The organism is Streptomyces sp. NPDC002643, assembly GCF_053592555.1.
This window is the reverse complement of record NZ_JBSFVY010000002.1, coordinates 381,574-399,110: the sequence shown is the minus strand read 5'-3', so window position 1 is coordinate 399,110 and position 17,537 is coordinate 381,574. Positions and strand designations below refer to the sequence as shown.

The 17,537-nt window shown below is 69.9% G+C and carries 8 protein-coding genes and 2 pseudogenes; 2 read left to right on the top strand and 8 right to left on the bottom strand.

Features of this window, described 5'->3' with window-relative positions; genetic code table 11:
• Nucleotides 1–146 precede the first annotated feature (146 nt).
• Nucleotides 147–1,694, top strand: a complete 1,548-nt coding sequence (locus tag ACWD4G_RS04435; RefSeq protein WP_451290672.1) for an FG-GAP and VCBS repeat-containing protein — start codon at nucleotides 147–149, stop codon at nucleotides 1,692–1,694.
• Between the two features lie 101 nt (nucleotides 1,695–1,795).
• On the opposite strand, the gene ACWD4G_RS04430 is transcribed toward ACWD4G_RS04435, so the two are convergent.
• The 6 genes and pseudogenes from ACWD4G_RS04430 to ACWD4G_RS04405 all read right to left on the bottom strand — a co-directional run.
• Nucleotides 1,796–2,383 (bottom strand): suppressor of fused domain protein, encoded by a 588-nt coding sequence (locus ACWD4G_RS04430; RefSeq protein WP_451290671.1) that lies wholly within the window; start codon nucleotides 2,381–2,383, stop codon nucleotides 1,796–1,798.
• Between the two features lie 32 nt (nucleotides 2,384–2,415).
• Nucleotides 2,416–8,832 carry an RHS repeat-associated core domain-containing protein gene (locus ACWD4G_RS04425; protein WP_451290670.1) on the bottom strand — a complete coding sequence of 2,139 codons (6,417 nt, stop codon included), beginning with the start codon at nucleotides 8,830–8,832 and terminating at the stop codon, nucleotides 2,416–2,418.
• 114 nt (nucleotides 8,833–8,946) lie between these two features.
• A complete protein-coding gene (locus ACWD4G_RS04420; RefSeq protein ID WP_451290669.1) occupies nucleotides 8,947–11,883 on the bottom strand; it encodes a LamG-like jellyroll fold domain-containing protein in 2,937 nt (978 codons plus the stop codon).
• Between the two features lie 213 nt (nucleotides 11,884–12,096).
• Nucleotides 12,097–13,815 (bottom strand): thiamine pyrophosphate-binding protein, encoded by a 1,719-nt coding sequence (locus ACWD4G_RS04415; RefSeq protein WP_451290668.1) that lies wholly within the window; start codon nucleotides 13,813–13,815, stop codon nucleotides 12,097–12,099.
• Nucleotides 13,812–13,934: pseudogene (locus ACWD4G_RS04410) on the bottom strand (agmatinase); the annotation flags it as partial. The gene ACWD4G_RS04415 and the pseudogene ACWD4G_RS04410, both read right to left, overlap by 4 nt.
• Nucleotides 13,935–14,188: 254 nt before the next feature.
• Nucleotides 14,189–14,308, bottom strand: a pseudogene (locus ACWD4G_RS04405) (arginase family protein); the annotation flags it as partial.
• Nucleotides 14,309–14,456: 148 nt separating this feature from the next.
• On the opposite strand from ACWD4G_RS04405, the gene ACWD4G_RS04400 reads away from it, so the two are divergent.
• Nucleotides 14,457–15,251 (top strand): phosphatase, encoded by a 795-nt coding sequence (locus tag ACWD4G_RS04400; RefSeq protein WP_451290667.1) that lies wholly within the window; start codon nucleotides 14,457–14,459, stop codon nucleotides 15,249–15,251.
• A 60-nt stretch (nucleotides 15,252–15,311) separates the two neighbouring features.
• On the opposite strand, the gene ACWD4G_RS04395 is transcribed toward ACWD4G_RS04400, so the two are convergent.
• A complete protein-coding gene (locus tag ACWD4G_RS04395; protein WP_451290666.1) occupies nucleotides 15,312–16,190 on the bottom strand; it encodes an acyl-CoA thioesterase in 879 nt (292 codons plus the stop codon).
• A 46-nt stretch (nucleotides 16,191–16,236) separates the two neighbouring features.
• Nucleotides 16,237–17,394 carry an acyl-CoA dehydrogenase family protein gene (locus tag ACWD4G_RS04390; RefSeq protein WP_451290665.1) on the bottom strand — a complete coding sequence of 386 codons (1,158 nt, stop codon included), beginning with the start codon at nucleotides 17,392–17,394 and terminating at the stop codon, nucleotides 16,237–16,239.
• Between the last annotated feature and the right edge of the window lie 143 nt (nucleotides 17,395–17,537).

The window sequence follows — 17,537 nt, the reverse complement described above, 5'->3', positions numbered from 1 at the left end:
CATCCATGACATGAGACCGTACAACCGGTGAACGCCGGATCGAGTCGGACTACACGGACGCCGCGCCTCCGCATGGGCGCGGCGCTTCCGCCCGCCGGACCCACTGCCCCAACGGCAGGTGAGCCCCCGACTCGAAAGGCACACGCATGTCACGAGCAGGAGCAGCGCGACGCACCACCTGCGCGGCACGAGTGGGCGCGCCCCTGGCGGCGGTGGTGCTCCTGGCCGGGGGCCTGACGGCATGTTCGCTCGGCCCTGCCTCGGCGGGCCCCGCGTCGGACGAGGGCGTGACGGCCTGGTCGCCCGAACCGGCCGCCGCGGGCCCCGGGTCGGCGGACGTGGCGGACGACTTCAACAAGGACGGCTACGCCGACCTGGTCGTCGCCGCCCCGAACGCCGAGGTCTCCGGCAAGGCCAATGCGGGCCATGTGGCCGTCATGTACGGCTCGAAGAGCGGGCTGTCCACGTCGAAGAGGAAGCTCATCAGCCGTTCGACGAGCGGTGTGCCCGGCTCGGCCGCCGCGAACCAGCGTTTCGGCTCGACGTTCACCAAGGGCGACCTGGACCGGGACGGCTACGGCGACCTGGTGATCGCGGGCGGTACGGCGGGCTCCGTGATCGTCTGGGGGTCGGCCTCAGGACTGACCGGCGGTACAGGCATCGCCCGATACGGCGCGGCCCCGCAGGCGGGCGACTTCGACGGCGACGGCAAGACGGACCTCGCCCTCTTCTCCGCCCAGCCCCTCGGCGGCGACGACCCCGAGGGCGCCCCGGCGGCCCTGTGGAAGGGCCCGGTCTCCCGCGCGGGCAAGCCCACCGCCGTACTCGACCTCCTCGACAAGTCCCTGTGGTGGGGCTGGAGCGAGGACGGCGCCTCCTGCGCGACCGGCGTCGGCTGCGAGGACGGCCCGTCGTCCATCACGGGCCCGGTGGTCTCCGGCCAGGTCGGTGACGTCAACGGCGACGGCCGGGACGACCTGGTCCAGTGGCACTACACGGGTGACGGCACCTGGGGCAACCGCCTTCTGCTGGGCGGGAGTTCGGGGTTCACCCGGGGCTCGGTGCCCGGGGACGACGTGAGCCGCGACCCGGCGGGCACGGGCATCGGCGATGTGAACGGCGACGGCCACGACGACGTGGTCGTGGGCGCCGACGGCTCGTCCGACCGGGTCCGGGTGGCCTACGGCTCCCCCACCGGCCCGTCCGAGGCGACCACCCGGACCTTCGACCAGGACCTCCCCGGCTTCCCGGGCGTGCAGGAGTCCGGCGACGTGACCGGCTCGGCGGTCTCGGTCGCCGACGTCACCGGCGACGGCTGCGCCGACATCGCCCTCGGTATCGCCTACGAGGACATCGACGGCATCGTGAACGCCGGTTCGGTCGCCCTCGTACGCGGCGGCGCGTCCGGTGTCACGGGCACCGGTGCGCAGGTCTTCCACCAGAACACCGCCGGGGTCCCCGGAGTCGCCGAGAAGGACGACACGTTCGGCGCGGCCACGGCCCTCCTGGACGTCAACGGCAACGGCCGCCCCGACCTCGCCGTCGGCGCCCCCGCGGAGAACGGCGACAACGGCGCCGTCTGGCTCCTCCGAGCCACCCCCACCGGCCTGACCACCAAGTCGTCGATCGCCTTCGGCCCCCAGGACATATCCGCCCCGTACACGGCCGCGACGTTCGGCACGACCCTGCGCTGAGCCCTGGCCCACGGGCGCGGACGGTTCACACGCGGCACGCCGCTCATGAACCGTCCGCGCCGGCCCGCTCCGAGAGGCGCGGACCGGGGTCGTATGCCCTTTCACGCCACAGGCGGCCGAAGCGGGTCGAAACGGTCCCATTCAAGTTTCCACAGCGCGTCGAAACCCTTCGCATACACGAGGTCCCGCTCAGAGGAATACACGGGATACACCCCGACCAGATCGACGAGATCCCGGCCGGGCCGGTCGATCCCGGCCGGGCCGAGATCGACCGGCCCGGAACTCCAGCGGACCGCGGGATCTGCCACCACGATGCTGCTCATGTCCGAACTCTCGACATAGGGCTTGACATAGCCGACGGCCTGGCCGTGAGCGTAGGCACACATACCGCGCAAGGCCGCCACCGTATCGGCCGGAACACTCGCCCAACCGATGTCGTCGGACCGGACCGTGATCACCAATTCCCGGCCGTTCGACGTCCAGTCCGGATGACGCACGAGGGAGAGTCCGTAACTGAAACCCGTGACATACCCGGGTTCCGGAGTGTCGGCATGGACAACGGCTCGTACGCGACCACCCTCCGGCTTCGCGGGGGCGATCTCGTGAACCTCCGTCGGCTTCTTCCCCGTCAGGAGGAGCAACTGTTCCAGGTACCGGGAGAACCGGACATCGGTGTCGTGTTCGTTCACTGAACCTCTTTGCTTCTGTTCGATTCGACTTCTCACGATGGGAAGAAGTGGCCCTTCTCGGAGTACCACCACTCGGTCTTGGCGTGATCGATATAGGAGTTGAACTCCTCGAATCTATCCGAAGGAATCCGCCACTCGGTAACCCCCTTCAGTCCGTTCTTGTTCGGCAGGGGGAATTCGAGATCACCGAATGCCTCTCTGAATCCGGGCTTCATCGTGAAGACATGGAAGCCCGGATCATGCCCGTTTCCGGCATACTGCGCGGCTCCTTCCGGCATGTTGGAGAGATATGCCGTGGGGTGGTCCCCCTCGTGGTTCTTGACGCTGAGACCGTTCCGCTCGCTCGCCCGCTTTCCCTCGCCCGGCGAACGGTAGAGCTTCACCGGCTCATCGGCGCCGTCCTTGGCACCCGCTTTGGAGTCCGTCTTCTTCGCGCCGGTCGCCGTGTCGCTCTTGCCACCGGCACCGTCGTCCTTCTTCCCGCCGGAGTCGCCCTTCTTGGCCGCCGGGGCCTCCTTCGCCTTGGCCGGAGGGGCGGGCTTGGGGGCGGGCTTCGGCTTCGGGGTGACCGGTGGGGTGACCTTGTCGGCGGCGTCGACCGCGTCCTCGGTCTTCTTGGTGGCCTTGGTGGCATCGCTCGCCGTGTCGACGGCGTCCACGGCCTTGTTGACGTACCGCGCGCCCTTCGCCGCCGTGGCCCCGTATCCCGCGATCGGGATCGCCGAGGCGTAGGACAGGCCCGCGTCGATGTAGTTGCCCTCGGCCGTGTACCACAGGCCGTTGAGCAGGTCGGCGGGCTCGCCGAACCCGGGGACCAGGCCGACGACGTCGAGGGCGCCGTGGCCGATCGGGCTGATCCAGGACTCGCCCCAGTACAGGCCCGTCGGGTCCGGGAAGGCGAGCGGGTTGTTACGCCCGTAGGCGTAGGCGTTGAGGTGCTGCGGGTCCGCGACATTCAGCTTGGGGTCGACGGAGACGAAACGGCCGACCGCCGGATCGTACGCACGGGCACCGAGTTGGATCAGCCCCGTCGTCGCATCCGCCGTTCCGCCCACGAAGGACTTGTCGCCCGGCCACACCCCCGCCGCCGGCTTGGCGCCACGCACTTCGCCGAAGGGAAGCGTGCGGCGCTGGGTGATCGCCGAGTCCGCCGCCTTGATCGCGATCTCAGCCGTGCCGTTCTGGCCGCCGACCAGCCAGGTCACGCCGGACGGCGTCCGCACCGCGATCTGCTTGCCGCCGTGTGAGTAGTAACGCGTGCCCGACAGGGAGTTCTTCACCGTATCGAGGCGGATCTCCTGGCCGCCCAGGTACAGCGTGACCGCCCCCTTCTCCTTGCGGAGCAGGCGGCTTCCATCGGCGCCGTACACGTACGAGGTCTTGTTCGCCTCGTCCAGGGTGTCGCCGGCGAGGTACGGGGTGACCGCGCTCAGGCGGCCCTCCTCGTCCCAGTCCAGTTTCTGGTCGACCGCCGGGGAGAGGTCCGTCGCCGCCTTGGTGCGGCGGACGGTGTTCCCTGCCTCGTCGTACTGGAAGCTCTGGGCCGCCGTCACTTCCTTGGCCGCCGTCGCGGTGCGCACCTGCGCGGACTTCAAGGCGTGGGCGTGCGTGCCGCCCTTGATGTCCTGGGCCTTCGGTACGTACGTCGCCGTCTGCGTGATCGCCGCGTCGCCGGTCGTGCCGGTGGCGTGGCGGACCTCGCCGGTGCGGTTGCCCGCCGCGTCGTACGCGTACGAGTGCCAGTACGGTGCCGGGCCACCGACAGTCGCCTCACCGGCGCTCGGCGCGCAGCCGGTCGCCGTCTGGGTCCATGCCTCGGTCAGGCGACGGAGGTAGTCGTAGGTGAAGCACTGGACGTCCGCCGCCTTGCCCTCGGGCGCGTCCGCGATCTTGAGGATATTGCCGGTGGCGTCGTAGCCGTAGGTGATGTCGGAGTCGGGGGTCTTGACGATCTCCCGGTCGATGCGGGCGCGCTCCAGGCGCCGGGTGCCCTCCTCGTAGGTGTGGGTGAGCCAGGTGTACTTGTCGGAGCTGGCGGTGCCCAGGGTCAGCTGGAGCATCTCGCCGTAGTTGGAGTAGCGGGTCTCACGGGCGTAGTCGGTGGTGTCGCCCAAGGTGAAGGACGGCAGACCGGTCGCCGTGTAGCCCGTAGTGATCGTCTCCGCGGGGAGCCCACCGGCCGCCGGGACGCCGACGTCGTCGATCGAGCCGTCCGGCTTGTACGACGCCGTCGAGGTGTAGGTGCCCGCCAGCTTGCCCTCGGAGGAAGGGATCGTCACCGAGGTCTTCGTCGGGCGGCCCGCCACGTCGTAGGCGTCGACCGAGTTCGTGTAGGCGTCGTCACCCACCCACTTCGTGGCAGCCGCCAGACGACCCTTGCCGTTGGGGACGGTGGCGCTGTCGTACTCCCAGGTCGTCAGCTTCTTGTCGCCGTTGTACAGCGAGCGCTGACGGCCGAGCTTGTCGTAGGTGAAGGAGAGGGTGATGTCGCGCTGATTGCGAACCGTCTTCAGCTGGTCCAGGTCGTCGTACGTCATCCACGTCGTGCCCGCGTCCGGGTCGATGGACCTGGTCTGCCGGCCCCGCACGTCGTACTCGTACGACCAGACGTTGCCCGGCCCGTCCTTGACCTCGGCGAGGCGGCCCGCCGCGTCGTAGTCGTAGGACGTGGTGTCCGCCGCGCCGGTCGGCGAACTCGCCTTGAACTCCAGGACCTTGGTCGTCTGACCCTGCGCGTTGGTGTACGTCGCGGTGGGCGTGGCGCCGGTCGGCGGGTCCACCGTCGTGTGATCGCCGTGGTACGCGGTCTTCGTGCGCCACTTCTCGGTGCCGGCGACGCGGAAGATCGAGTCGGTGGTGCGCCCCGCCCCGTCGTACACCGTCTCCGTCTCCCGAGGTGTCCCCTCGGAGGCGTCCTTCACGTTCACGAACGTCGTCCCGACCGCCGCCGAGTTGTAGAACGGGCCGATCTCCTTCACGGCCAGACCTCGGCTGTCGTACTCCGTGGTCGTCACCACCCGCCCCGAGTTCGCCGCCGGTGTCTGTGTCTGGCGGGGGCGCAGGAGGCCGTCGGAGAGCTGGTGGCTGGTGGCGACCGAGCCGTTCGGAAGCAAGGACTTCGTGGTCGTGACCACGGGGGCGTTGTCGCGGATCAGGTACGCGTACTCCAGGCTCGGCGTGTCCGAGGCCTTGGCGCGGCCGGGCAGCCAGACCTTCAGGAGGCGGCCGAGGGCGTCGTACTCCAGGTCGGTGCGCTGCTTGTTGGCGTCGACCGTGGCGGTGACCAGACCCCAGCGGCGGTCGACGGTCGAAGTCGTCGTGTTGCCGAGCGGGTCCTCGACCTTCATGCCGGTGACCGGGCCGCCCGTGGCCGGCGTGTATGTCGTCTTCGTCGCGTTGCCCGCCTGGTCGGCGGACTCCACGACACGGCCGTGGACGTCGTACTTGGCTGTCGACGTCGTCACGTACTGCGGGGTGCCGTCGGCCGTGTAGCCCTTGACCTTCTCGCTGCGGACCACGTCGCCCTTGGTGGGCGTGGTGCCGTAGGTGTCGCGGTCGTCGTACCAGGTGCGGACGTCGGAGATCGCCTCGCCCTTGTACGAAGTGGGCGCGCCGTCGTCGCAGTTGACGGGGACGACCGTGACCCGCTTCAGCAGCGTCAACAGGTTGGCGTCGGTGTTGCGGGTGTACTCGTTCGTCGTGCAGGTGTCGTCGTCCTCGACCGCGAGGTCGCCGGAGTCGGAGGAGCGGACGAGCATGCCGTACGCGTCGTAGAAGTGCTCGATGGCGGCGCGGCGGACCTTGCCGCCGTCGAGGGCCGTGCGGGTCTTCACCGACTTGACGGCCGCGAAGCTCGCCTCGTCCTTGCCCTCCGTCGCCGTCGCCCCGGACTTCCAGGGGGTGCTGACCGAACCGGTCACCTCGGTGTCGCCGTTGAAGGTGCGCTGTTCCAGGGTGAAGCCCTGGTGGCGGGCGTCGTCGCGGACCTTGGTGCCGTCGGTGGCGGTGACCGTGACGGACCTGGTGCCGCCGGACTCCTTCTCGCGGTCGCCGTCCATGCCCTGGAGGTAGGTGGTCTCGGAGCGCGACTGCCTGCCGCCCGCCTCACCTGTTCTCATCGTGACCGTGCGGTAGCCGCGCCACTGGTTCCAGGTCTTCTTCTTGGTCTTGACGAGTTCGCTGTCGTCGAAGGCCCAGGCGGCGCCGGAGTAGTCGTACGACGTGACCTTGTTGGGGCCGGTGATCGTGACCTCGTCCTCGATGACCGTGTCGACGACGAACTTGTGGAACCAGTCCTCCTTCTCCCCGGCCGTGCCCTCCTTCGACCAGAAGGACGGCATACAGCGTTTGGTGTTGGTCTCGGGGGCGGGGAGGTTGGACGGGGTGCACTCGGTGGGCTTGTAGTTGACCGAGATCGTGCCGCCGGTCTCGGACTTGATGGCCCGGATGCGCCACTTGTACATGGGGAGACGGTCGTCGGCGGCCGTGTCCACGCGGTTGGCGTCCTGGCGCTCGTAGAAGGTGACCTTCGGGAGCTTGTTCGCGCCGTCCTTGCCGGAGTGGGTTACCGATTCCAGCCACATCGCGGGGGCGTGGGTGGTGTCGGCGCTCTGGTACTTGTGCGCCAGCTCCCAGACGTCCACGTCCGCGTACGTCTTGCCGTCGGAGCCCAGGACCCGCGTGGTCACCTTCGCCAGCCGCTTGCGGGAGAAGAACGTCGGCGACCACTGGTCCTTGCACTCGGTGTCGGAGGTGCAGATCTGCTCGAACGGCACGTCCGGCCAGCGCTTGGCCGTCGACTCCTTCAGGTCGCCGGGCTCGCAGTCGGCGGCGGCGCCCGTGCAGCGTTCGGCGGTGGTGAGGACGACCTGCGAGGGCGCGGCGGTGGTGTTCTCCTTGCCCGCCCGCTCGCCGTACTCGATCCGCTTGAGGTAGCCGCCGCGGTCGTAGGAGACGACCTTGTCGCCGCGCACCGAGTCGTACTTGTTGGTCTCGGTGCCGTAGTAGTACGTCATCGAGTTGCCGTGCACGTCGACGACGTAGTCGAGGTTCCAGCGCCAGGCCTGCTGGCAGCGGGACTCCTTGAACGTGTCGGCGTGGCAGGGCTCGTCCTTGTCGTCACCGAAGACCGGGACCTCCCAGGCGGAGCCGGTGTTCTCGGCGTCGGCGGCCTCCGACTCGCGTTTGCCCTTGCCGAAGAAGTAGCGGGTGCCGTCAGTGGTGGTGACGACCCAGTACTCGTCGTTGTTGTCGGAGTTGAAGCCGTCGTACTTACGCTCGATACGGGTGCCGTCGTCCTGCTTCAGCCGCCACTCGTCCTTGCCCTTCTTGACCAGCTCACCGGCCCGGCCGCCGAAGTTCATGGTGGCGTTGTCGGAGTGCCAGCACAGGTCGTACTTCTGCGACCCGGCCTCGTCGTGGCCGTCCTCCGTGCAGGAGCGGTACGACCGCTCGATGTAGCCGGCGTTGAGGTCGAAGCCCTCGCCGATCCAGGAGGTCTGGTTGTTGCTGGAGGCCGTACGGCCGTCCGTGGACGCGGAGTTGTAGCCGAGGCCGAGCTGCGGGGAGGGCCCGGCGATCGCGGGCGGCACCCGCAGCGGGTACTGCCAGGTGAAGGCGCCGGTCTGGCCCGCGACCTGCCAGGACGCGGAGGGAGCGAGGGAGGTCGCCGTGTACGAACCCGAACCGCCCGCCGGACCGGCCGCGACCGCGAGCAGCGGGGCCCTGGCGGCGGACAGCGCGGCCACGTCGGCGGTGACCCGCTGGTCGCGCACGTCGTTGTCGGTCTTCAGCGGGGTGACGGTCTGGCACTTCGCCGCCTTGGGCGTGGTCAGCGCGCAGGCGGGCAGCTGGACCAGACGCAGCCGCTGCGCCCAGTCGCCGCCGTAGGCCTGGGCGAAGGCCGCGTAGTCGACCTCCACGGAGACCTTGCCGTTCGTCGTACGGCTGTCGGCGCGGCTCACTTTGAGGAGCAGGCCGTCGATGCCGGCCTTCCGTGCGGCGGCGTGGCCGAGGACGTCGATCTTGGCGCGGGTGGGTGTGGCGGCTGCCATCGCCGAGCGGGTCATGCCCTTGGGCGGGCCGACCCGTACGGGCAGCGAGCCCGCCTTGGCGCTCGACAGCGCGCCGCGCTTCCTGGCGCCCGCGAGGTCGACGGTGGCGCTACCCGGCTCGGGCCAGGTGGCCTTGAGGTTCAGCGGTTTGCCGTACCCCTTGGTGTGCTTGAGCGGGGTGGCCGCGCCGTCCTGCTCGACGACCGGGGTGGAGGCGACGTCCTGGGTCTTGGGGCGCCGCTTCTCCCGGGCCTCGTCGGGGTCGTCGCCGAGCGCCGGGGTGCCCTGCAGCAGGGTGACGGTCAGGGCGGATGTGATCGTGACGGACAGGGCTCTCGCCCAGGTACGGGCGGTGTGTCCACGTGATGTGGCGGTACGTCTGCGTGATGCGCGCACGCGCGCTCCCCCTCTGTGTGATGTGGGAAGTGCCCGGGCGCCCAAGGGTTTCGGGCGCCCGGGTGGACGGCTCTGGTCAGGAGCCGTCGGTCGGCAACCGTCGGTCGGCAGCCGTCAGTTGTTCGCGAGCCGGAAGATCTCGGTGCCGGACAGCAGGCCGGGGACGAGGCGTACGTCGTCGATGTCACCGGCGAACGGGTCGGACCAGTCGCCGGCGCCGTACTGGGCGCGGCCGATGTTGAGGCCCTTGCCGGCGTTCCAGACGTCGGTGACGGTGGCGCTGCCCTGCTCCTCGCCGTCGACGAAGAGCGTGAACTCACGGGCCACCGGGTCGTAGGTACCGGCCAGATGGACCCACTTGTTGACGGTGGCGGGACGCTCACTGGCCGCCATGGCGCGCAGGAGGTCGGAGTCGGCCTTGTCGGAGATGTGGCGGCCGAAGATCCAGCGCTGGTAGGCGGTGGAGTAGTAGAGGTTGAGGCCGTTGCCCTGGCTGCCCGCCTGGCTGATCACCGAGATGTTCTTGGCCAGCGAGGTGGGCCGCGCCCATGCCGAGACGGTGAAGGCCTGGCCGGTGTGGACGGGGGACACGGCGGTGGCGTGGTCGGTGGTGCCGTTGAACCGCAGCGCCTTGTCGGCCGGGTCGCTCGCGGCACCATGACCCGCCACCCAGTCGGCGCCCCTGACGGTGAGCGTCCGGTCGTGGCCGGAGGCGTCGGGGGCGGTGGTGCCGGAGGTCTGGTCGAGGCCGTAGACGGCGGCGGCGCAGGTGTCGGCGAGGATGTCGGGGCAGGCGCGGTCGACCGTGAAGAAGTACTTCTCCAGCGGGCCCCGGTTCCCGGCCCGGTCGACGCCGCGGACGTAGAGGACGTTCGGGCCGAAGGTGCTGGTCGGCACCTCGATGGTGGCGTTGCCGCCGAGCGCGGCCGGGGTCGCCTTGCGTGCGGGGGTGTCGTTGCCGAGGTCCCACTCGTAGAACTCGACGTCGTTCTTGAACACCGGGTCGGCGTTGCCGTTGGCGGACAGGGTGAAGTGCCGCTTGCCGCCGACGGGCAGATCGGCCTCGCTCGCGACGGGCTCGACATGCGGCTTGGTGGTGGGCGCCTTCACGTCCACCACGAACTCGCACCAGTCGGACCACTCCGAGTACCCGGAGTCCTTGAGCTTGCCGGTGGAGCCGTCGTACGTCTGGGCGTGCCACCTGTACCCGTGGCCGTGGGTCAGTTCCTTGACGGGGATGTTCTCCTCGAACCTGCCCTCGTTCTGCGGCCCGTCCTTGCCCTCGTAGACCTTGGGCCGGCCCTCGACCTGGTCCCACACGCGGAAGGTGGCGGTGAGGTTCTGGCCGGTGCCGTCGGTGTGGGAGTCGGCGTCGGTGCCGGTGACGGACATGGTCGGGGTCGCGTCACGAATCCACGGCCGCTTGGTGTTGTCAGTGGTGCAGAGCTTCTCGTCGGGGTTGGTCAGCCGCTCACCGGTGGGCTTGTTCGGCCGGGTGTTGTAGGTGACGACGAGCTTGGCGTTGTCCCCGCGGAACCGCTTCCAGGAGTTGGGGTCGCTCTCGTCGGCGGCGCGCAGCGAGAAGGCGATGGGGTCCTCGCCGGCGGCCTTCTTCCGGACGGAGGAGGTGAGGTTCTCATTGCTCTCGTCGGGGTTGTCCGCGAAGTCGACCCAGCTGCGCGGCGCGTCCGGGCTGCAGCTGTCGCCCCGGCCGTAGGCGACGGTCCGGTCGACCATCAGGTCGCCGTCCTTGGGCTTGTTGTTCCAGTTGGTGGCGGAGTCGACCCCGCCCTCGGCGACCATGTGGAGATTGACGGTGCTCTTGGCGCAGGAGAACGACCAGGTCTCGTAGACCTCGAAGACGGCCTTGGAGATGGTCCGGTTCTTCCACCCCTTGGTGGCGAACTGGAAGTACATCCGGTTCGTGTACGGCGAGCCGCTGCACACGTAGTAGACCCCGCCGATGCTCTTCGCCGAGCAACGGCCGACGCCCTCGTCGTCCTTGAACTTGTGGTACTCGGTGCTCGGGTGCGAGCTGGAGACGTACAGCCACTCGCTCTTGGACATCCCGGCCTCCGGGTCGATATAGACCGGGAAGTCGGTGTCGGCGCCGGTGAGCAGGGCCCGGTCGGGCTCCACGGTGACGGCGGCCCCGGAGACGTCGAGCGCCATGTCGGCGACCTTGGCGGCGGCGTCGGGCGCTTCCTGCGGCGGGGTCATGGCCCCGGAGGCGGGTACGGCGTCCGCCGGGATCTCCGCCCCGGCCTCCGCTTCCGAGGAGTCCCACATCTTGGGCGCCTGTCCGCCGAAGACCCGCTGGCCGGAGGCGTCCACGGCCTGGAGCCCACCCGTCGGTCCGGTGGAGAGGTCGAGCCCCTCCGCCCGTACGGGCAGCCGCAGTTCGGCCAGCTCGGGATCGCGGGCCGCCTCCGGGGTCTTCACCTCCAGGACGTACGAGTAGCCGGTGACCGAGGCACTGGCCAGCAGGTCCACGCCGGGCAGCACCTCGCGGTACTCGGCGGTGTCCCCGTTCAGGACGGGCTCGGGCAGAGGTGTGGGCCAGCGCAGGGTGAACGACTTGCCGTCCTCTCCGAGCGTGACGAAGTCGGACGAGCCACCGCCCGCGAAGGCGAGATCGACGACGGCGGCCTTGGGCCCGACGGACCCGTCCGGGCGCCGTTCGAGCGTCGCGTCGGCCCGCTCCCAACCTCCGTCGTCCCGCCGCACCCGTTGCGGCTGGACACTGGTCTCGCTGGTCAACGAGCCGTCGGGATTGGCGAAGACGAGTTCGTCCTCGGCCCGCCGCTCGACGATCTCCACGGGTTCACCGGCGGCGACGGCACGGGCGAAGGCGGACTTCTCGGCGTCGGTCACCGCGTTGCGGCCGGTGGTCGATGCGGCGGTGGTTTCGGTCGGTGTGGTGGTTTCGGTCGGTGTGGTGGCTACGGCGGACCCGGCGAGGGCCGGTGTTCCCGCGAGTACGGCGGCGGTGCCGAGCAACACGCCGAGTTTTCGGGCAGCGCGAGGCCGCCGGTTCCAACGGGCGGTCATTCCCGTTGCTCCTTCCCCCGTGAGCTCTCCCCAGAGCTCCACATATGAAGTTTGTGTGGCCCAACCGTGAGCCAGAAGTGGTCGATTGAAACCTAAAGTGGCGAGAGGGGAGCCGGGAAGGAGGATGAGTTCGGACAGTTGGGCGATTCTCCGGAGGAACAGTCGCCTCCACTCATGTGACTTACGCCACACCGGCCGAGCTGGAGACGGCGCTCACACCTCTTCGTGCGTCGGCGCGAACATCCTCACCACCACCGGTAGCACCACCACCGAAGGGCCGGGCGTCGCAAGGGACTTGGTCAGGTCCTCGGTGAGGGTCCCGGGGCTCGTCCGTACGGCCGGTACGCCGAACGACTCCGCCAGGGCCACGTAGTCCGGGCGGGTCAGCTCCGTACCCGTCGTCTCGCCGAAGGCGTCCGTCATGTACTCGCGGAGGATGCCGTAACCGCCGTCGTCGACGATCAGCCAGGTGACGTTCAGGTCGTACTGCCGGGCCGTCGCCAGCTCGGCGATCGAGTACAGCGCGCCCCCGTCGCCCGAGACCGCCAGCACCGGGTGTGTCGGGTCGGCCACGGCCGCTCCCAGGGCCGCCGGGAACGCGTAGCCGAGGCCGCCGGCGCCCTGGGCGGAGTGGAACAGGTTGGGGCCCTTGGCGTCGAAGGCCGACCAGGCCCAGTACGCCAGGATCGTCATGTCCCAGAAGGAGGGGGAGCGGGTGGGCAGGGCGCGGCGGATCGACGTCAACAGGTCCTGTTCCAGGGCGAGTTGCTGGCCGTCGATGCGCTCGTGGACCTTCGCCAGCACCTCCCGCACCCGCTCGGCCGCCGTCTCGCCCTCCGCCGCCGTCTCCCCAGGGGTCTTTGCCCTCGGCTCCTCGATCGTCTCCAGCAGCGCCTGCAGCGCCAGTCGGGCGTCCGCGTGGATGCCGAGGGCCGGGTGGTTGGACTCCAGTTTGCCGAGGTCCGCCTCGATCTGGATGACCCGGCCGCGTGGCTTGAACGTGTGGTAGTTGGAGGAGAGTTCACCGAGGCCCGAGCCGATGACCAGCAGGACGTCGGCGTCCTCCAGGAAGTCCGTGGTGTGCCGGTCCTCCAGCCAGGACCGCAGGGAGAGCGGATGGGTCCATGGGAACGCGCCCTTCCCGCCCGGCGTCGTCACGACCGGCGCCCGCAGCCGCTCCGCCAGCTGCTTCAGCTTGCCCGCCGCGTCCGCCCGTACGACTCCCCCGCCCGCGATGATCGCCGGGCGGGTGGCGGTGGACAGCAGGTGGGCGGCCACGGCGGTCAGTTCGGGGCGCGGGGGGAGTTCTTCCGGGAACGCGTCCGCCCCGGTCACCACCGGGATCGGTGTCTCCGCCAGCAGTACGTCCTGGGGGATCTCCACCCACACCGGGCCGTGCGGTGCCGTCAGCGCGGACTGCCAGGCGGCGGCGATCGCGGACGGGATCTGGGACTGCGTACGGACAGTGTGGACCGACTTCACCACGCCCCGGAAGGAGGCCGACTGGTCCGGGAGTTCGTGGAGGTAGCCGTGGCGGCCGCCGCCCAGTCCCGCCGTCGGGATCTGGCTGCTGATCGCCAGGACGGGGGCGGACGCGGCCGCCGCCTCCTGGAGCGCGGGCAGGGACGTCAGCGCGCCGGGGCCCGTCGACAGCAGCAGCGGGGCCGCCTCGCCGGTGATCCGGCCGTAGGCGTCGGCCGCGAAACCGGCGTTGTTCTCCACCCGCAGCCCGACGTACCGCAGATCGGAGCGGCGCAGCGCGTCGAACATGCCGAGGGCGTGCTGACCGGGCAGCCCGAAGACGGTCGTCGCGCCGAGCCCGGCCAGGGTCTCCACGACCAGGTCTCCGCCGGTACGGCCGGGCGGAGGGTTCAGCGCGGCCGAGATCTGCGCCGCCGTGGGGCGGAGTACCAGGTCGTGGTCGTGGGTCACTTGCCTTCGTTCTCCTTGCGGGCCGCCGCGATCCGGCGGGTCATGATCGTGGTGAGTTCGTACGCCGTGTGCGAGGCGGCCACGGCGGTGATCTCGGCGTGATCGTACGCGGGGGCCACCCAGGCCCTGTCGTCAAATTCCCGTCTGCCCCGCGACGCCATGCACGCTCCCCCACTGCCTTAAGGGCGTGGGAGGTGCCCCCACTCGCCGTACCGGGCGAAAGCCCAAGTACGTCCGGTCCATCGACGGGGCCTTCCGCCCGGCACGCCGAGAGCACGCTCCCCCACTCTCGGCTTCGCTCGAGCGGGAGGTGCCCCCACGACGCCGCGAGGCCGCCCTTCGGGCGACGACGGGAATTTGACGACAGGACCTAGACGACATCGGCGGAGACCATGTCGCAGGAGCCGAGGCCGCGCAGGATCTCCAGCAGCTCACGGGAGGTCATCCCGCCGGCCTCCGGGGTCCCGGTGCCCGGCGCGTGGGCGGGGTCGAGGCCGGGCCCCGTAAAGGGCGCGGGGCAGCATCAATATGCGGCTCCGCCGCGGGGCGCGAGCAACCCCCACGCACTCGCGGAGAGTGACGCAGGTCGCAGCGGGATCGACGGTCGGGACTCCCACAGTTGTCTGCCTCACAATGGACCCATGCCGATACCCGGGACCCCCAGCCGCGCCGAGCTCGTCGAGCACCTCGTACGGACGCGTATCGCGGGCGACGTCGCCACGCCGCGCGAGAACAACCTCTCCCACTACCGCGAACTGGCCAACGGCAACCGCTATTACTGGCTCGGCCTGGAGCTCGGCAACCGCTGGAGCGACGAACAGGACGTCCTCGCCGTGATGGCCGAGCGCGCCGGGGTGAATGACGACCCCGGTCACCGCTACGGCCAGGACACCATCGACCCGGAGCTGACGGTCGACGCGCTGGAGCGGATGGCGGCGCGGCTGCGGAAGGCGGCGGAGGGCGGGCAGCGGGTACTGCTGGCCACGGGTCACCCGGGCGGCCTCCTCGATGTGCACCGGGCCACGGCACAGGCGCTGCGCGCGGCGGGCTGCGAGATCGTGGTGATCCCGGACGGGCTGCAGACGGACGAGGGGTATGTGATGCAGTTCGCGGACGTCGCCGTCCTCGAACACGGCGCCACCCTCTGGCACACCCACTCCCCCGAGCCGATGCGCGCCATCCTCAAGGGCCTGGAAGCCACCGAGCGCCCCCTGCCCGACCTGGTGGTCGCGGACCACGGCTGGGCGGGCTGCGCGGCCCAGCTCGGCATCGACTCCGTCGGCTACGCGGACTGCAACGACCCCGCCCTCTTCGTCGGCGAGTCCGAGGGCACCCTCCAGGTCGCCGTCCCCCTCGACGACCACGTCCTCAGCCCCCGCTACTACGACCCGCTGACGGCGTACCTGCTGGAACAGGCGGGCCTGAAAGAGGACTAGGAGCGGCGGCGCGCGGCCTGGGGCGGGCCTGCTGTCGGCCGGGGTGGGCCTACGGTGCTCCTACGGCATCGTCGCCCTCGGCACCCGTACGACCCCCTCCTGGATCACCGAGATCGCGAGCTTGCCGTCCCGGGTGTAGATGCGGCCCTGGCCGAGGCCCCGGCCGGCGGACGCCGAGGGCGACTCCTGGTCGTACAGGAGCCATTCGTCGGCGCGGAACGGCCGGTGGAACCACATGGCGTGGTCCAGGGAGGCCCCGACGACATCACCGACGGCCCAGCCGCCGCGCCCGTGCGCGAGCAGGATGGAGTCGAGGAGCGTCATGTCGGAGACATAGGTGGCGAGGACGACATGGAGCAGGGGGTCGTCGTCGAGTTTGCCGTTGGCGCGGAACCACACCTGGGAGTGGGGTTCGCGGGGCTCGCCGTAGCGGCCGTAGGGCGGGTCGTCGACGTAGCGGAGGTCGACGGCGGCCCGGGACTCCAGCATCTTCTTCACGACGGCGGGGGCGAGGTCGTACGACGCCAGCCGTTCCTCGGCGGGCGGCAGGGTCTCGGGGTCGGGGGCCGGCGGCATCGGGGCCTGGTGTTCGAGGCCCTCCTCCAGCCGCTGGAACGACGCCGAGAGCGCGAAGATCGGCTGCCCGTGCTGGACGGCGACGACGCGGCGCGCGGTGAAGGAACGGCCGTCGTTCATCCGGTCGACCGTGTAGACGATGGGTGCGCCGGGGTCGCCGATGCGCAGGAAGTACGCGTGGAGGGAGTGGGGCAGCCGGTCCGCGGGGACCGTCCGCCCCGCGGCGACGAGCGCCTGGGCCGCGACCTGCCCGCCGAACACGCGCGGGACGATGGCGGGCCGGGACCGGCCGCGGAAGATGTTCTCCTCGATCTGCTCCAGGTCGAGCAGATCGAGGAGATCCTGAAGTGGTGCCTGACTCATGAGGTCGGTTGTACTGGACGGTAGTTCTCAGTGGTTTTCCGGGACCTTACAGACCCATGTCCTTCGCGATGATCGACTTCATGATCTCGCTGGTGCCGCCGTAGATGCGGTTGACGCGGTTGTCGGCGTAGAGGCGGGCGATCGGGTACTCGTTCATGAAGCCGTAGCCGCCGTGCAGTTGGAGGCAGCGGTCGATGACGCGGTGGGCGACCTCGGTGGTGAACAGCTTGGCGGAGGCGGCCTCGGCCGGGGTCAGCTCACCGGCGTCGAGGGCCTCGGTGGCGCGGTCGACGACGGCCTCGGCGGCGTCCACCTCGGCCTGGCAGGCGGCCAGTTCGAACTTGGTGTTCTGGAACGCGGCGACCGGCTGGCCGAAGACGACACGGTCCTGGACGTAACTCTTGGCGAACCGGATCGCGGCCTTGGCCTGCGCGTAGGCGCCGTAGGCGATGCCCCAGCGCTCGGAGGCGAGGTTGTGGCCGAGGTAGGAGAAGCCCTTGTGCTCCTCGCCGAGGAGGTCCTCGACGGGCACCTTGACGTCGACGAACGCCAGCTCGGCGGTGTCGGAGGTCTTCAGGCCGAGCTTGTCCAGCTTGCGGCCGACCGAGTAGCCCTCGGCCTTGGTGTCCACGACGAAGAGGGAGATGCCGTGGCGGCGGTCCTCCTTGGTCGGGGCGGCGGTGCGCGCGCAGACGATCATGCGGTCGGCGTGGACGCCACCGGTGATGAAGGTCTTGGCGCCGTTGAGGACGTAGTGCGTGCCGTCCTCGCTGAGCTTGGCGGTGGTCTTCATGCCCGCGAGGTCGGAGCCGGTGCCCGGCTCGGTCATCGCGATCGCCCACATCTCCTCACCGGAGACGAACTTCGGCAGGTACCGCTTCTTCTGCTCGTCATTGGCGAGCATCTTGATGTACGGCAGACCGAGCAGCACATGCACACCGGAGCCGCCGAAGGTGATGCCCGCGCGGGCGGTCTCCTCGTAGAGCACGGCCTCGAACTTGTAGGAGTCGATACCGGCGCCGCCGTACTCCTCGTCCACACGGATACCGAAGACACCCAGCTCGGCGAGCTTGTAGTAGAAGTCACGCGGGGCCTGGCCCTCGGCCAGCCACTCGTCGTAGACCGGTACGACCTCGGCCTCGATGAAGGCACGCAGGGTCTCCCGGAACGCCTCGTGATCCTCGTTGAACACCGTACGGCGCACCGCCGGCCCCTCTCTGCGCCTAAGCCGGCGCCGCTCTCGCGGATGTGGTCGCTCGCCGTCGGGGTTCCTCAATCGATGGTTGCGGTCCGGGCGGCTAAGCGCTTGCTCAGATCAAGGTACCGGTGAGTAGGAACGCCCGTCCA